General features: G+C 32.8%; 1 protein-coding gene, 1 tRNA gene and 2 pseudogenes. 2 read left to right on the plus strand and 2 right to left on the minus strand.

Features of this window, described 5'->3' with window-relative positions:
* A partial coding sequence (locus ARSQ2_RS03340) for a transposase (RefSeq protein ID WP_202880372.1) occupies window positions 1–333 on the plus strand: 333 nt, incomplete at its 5' end.
* Here the strand turns inward: ARSQ2_RS03340 and ARSQ2_RS14615 are convergent.
* Window positions 324–785, minus strand: a pseudogene (locus ARSQ2_RS14615) (AMP-binding protein); the annotation flags it as partial. The gene ARSQ2_RS03340 and the pseudogene ARSQ2_RS14615 overlap by 10 nt on opposite strands.
* A gap of 419 nt (window positions 786–1,204) precedes the next feature.
* A tRNA-Arg gene (locus ARSQ2_RS03350) sits at window positions 1,205–1,279 on the minus strand.
* A gap of 194 nt (window positions 1,280–1,473) precedes the next feature.
* Here ARSQ2_RS03350 and ARSQ2_RS03355 point away from each other — a divergent pair.
* Window positions 1,474–2,638: pseudogene (locus ARSQ2_RS03355) on the plus strand (tyrosine-type recombinase/integrase).
* Window positions 2,639–2,857: the final 219 nt, after the last annotated feature.

Below are 2,857 nucleotides of genomic sequence, written 5' to 3' on the forward strand. Positions count from 1 at the left end.
TTTGCTATCGGATTATTTGATATCAATATTAACAGCGATGTTTTCTATGCATGGGTCACCCAAGTCTTTATCCCAGTCCTTCCTAAAAACAGTGTAATCATGATGGATAATGCAACTTTTCACAAGAAACAGAGTATTCAACAAGTGATCATCGATGCGGGGCATATGGTGGAATATTTGCCTACGTATTCGCGAGATCTTAATCCAATTGAACATAAATGGGCACAAGCTAAATGCAAAAAAGAGCGCTCGGATGCGACACAGATATTCTGTTCGCACTCAATATGCACTCAATATGGTGTAATCAAAATTAAGTCGCTTAGCTATATTTGATACAAATTTTTCATTATAAATAGCGCCTTTGGGCGCGAACCAGTGCTACCGGATGTATAAATTATCATCGATATCGAGGATAGATCATTATTATTCTCAGGATAAAGTACTTTCGCTAACTGGCTACCTAAATGGATAATATTGGATAGCTTTTCGATTGTGATATTTGATTGTTTTTGTAATAGTTCAAGTTTTTCTGAATTGTCATCGGAAAAGTCATAATCGAAAACAATTATTCGTTTTATTGACTGATTATTTTTTACTAACTCTACTGCTATGTGTAAGTATTTTATCCTGGCTGCGATTATTTGTGGTTCTATTTCTTGTAAAATAAGTGTTAATTCTTTGGTTGATAAATCAGCTTGTAGAGGAATTATAATTGCATTAATTTGCAGACAGGCAAGATTAATAGCAATATAATCACTATTTATAAAAGATAAAATAACAACTTTATCACTGGCTTTTAGCGGCTATTGGCAATGGTGATAGCATTCATTGGCAATACTTTTAGCTCTATTCCATAATTGTTGATAAGTAATTGTTTGATATTTTGTGTCTAATTGGCTAACAACCCAATTGGATTTAGCATCTGTTATATAGTGTTTACCACGCTCGCTAATAGCTGGTCGATCATAATATTTTTATAATATTTTCAAATATATATGCTAAACGGATAACCCCTCCTTATTTTTAGCACGAAATAAAGTATATTAATTATACAAGAAGGCTTAACGCAAGTTCAGTGATATTAAGTTAGCGGTAAATTAGGCTATAAATATACGCAGAGTAGAGATTGCAATAAACGGTAAGAAATATAAGAAAAGATAAATAACTTTCTGCTAATTAAAATAAATTGCTATCAATTTGTTAATGGTGTCCCCTGCAGGAATCGAACCTACAATTAGCCCTTAGGAGGGGCTTGTTATATCCATTTAACTAAAAGGACATAAATCATTATTGTTTATAACTGTTTTTGATTGTTTGAATCATATCTCTTATTGCTCATTATAATCAAGTTATTCTATCTTCTTTGTTGTTATTTTTTCATCTTGTTTTTGTTGTCCATTACTTCCTTTACTTGTTATTTTGTACATATTGAGTACATAATAGATTAATGACGTGTGTACATATGGTAAGGCTATGGCGCTTAGTGATACAAAACTTAGAAGTATAAGTAATAAACCCTATAGAGGAAAACAAGAGTTGACTTATAGTGATGGTCTCAGTGCTCGTATCTCTCCTAATGGAGTTGTTGCATTTCAATATCGGTATCGATGGGAAGGTAAGCCAGTAAGGTTGACGATTGGTCGCTACCAGCATTGTCGCTTAAAGATGATCGGATCATAATTAATGATATGCGAAATTTGTATAAAAAAGGACTTAATCCAAAAATCTCTTTCTCTAAAGATGAAGGTGAAGCAACACTAAAAGATTGTCTTGACTACTAGTGGGATAAATATGCGTCAACATTAAAACAAAACACACAAATACTTTATCGGTCAGTTGTGTATAACACCATGTATGCACAGTTTCACTCTGTACCTGCTGCAAATATACCTATATCTTCATGGGTAAAATTTTTCGATAAACAAGAAAAGGATAATCAAAAGCAAGAGTTTCTTATACAATTAAGATCAGTTATTAATTGGTGTATAGCCGACAGTTCATACCTTCATTTGAAATCATGAAGTTAAGGCTAAAAATAGGAAAAGGTACCAGACAGGAAACAGGTTTTGTATATACAGAGCTGGAAAAAATTTGATTAGCATTAAAAAACAATAAAATTGTTTCATCAAATAAAGTGTTACATCAATTGTTATTATTTTGGGGAGCTCGTTTATCTGAGCTTAGACTTGCAACAATTAACGAATTTAATATGGATGATCTTTTATATAGACAACACGAACCAAACACTCCAAAATGGGTAATGTAATAAGACGTCCGATATTTTCACATGTTAAACCGTATATAGATAAACTAATTAATTATCGTAATCATGCTTTGTTTCCTGGGCAGGAATTAGATAAGTCGATAGATACATCATCATCAAACTTATACATGCGAAAACTAAGAGATAACATAGATATTCCTGAGTGGCGTACGCATGATTTTAGAAGATCACTAGTGACCACTCTATCAAGTGAAGGAATAATCCCCCACGTAACAGAAAAAATGGTCGGTCATGTGTTAGGTAGGGTTGATGGCTGTGTATATTAATAAAGATGATAGGATAGATGAGCAGAGGGCGGCATATGAACTATATGCAGATAAAATTCATTGGCATGTTGATCAACTTAAAATTTGATTAACCCCCTCGTTCTATCCATGCTTGTATAGCTGATAATCTATATCTTGTGGGATAATTTAAAACAGGTTCAGGAAATCCGCATTTTTTGCGGAGCCTCCATAAAGCGGAGGCTACTGCGTTTTAATTTCTTTAAAACTTCTTTTTTTTCTATTAGGTCATTAAGCATTGTTCATTCCTCTTATAATATTTTAAAAAATTTAATACTATTCTCAGGCG

The sequence above is a fragment of the Arsenophonus endosymbiont of Bemisia tabaci Q2 genome (assembly GCF_902713415.1).
Taxonomy (GTDB): Bacteria; Pseudomonadota; Gammaproteobacteria; order Enterobacterales; family Enterobacteriaceae; genus Arsenophonus.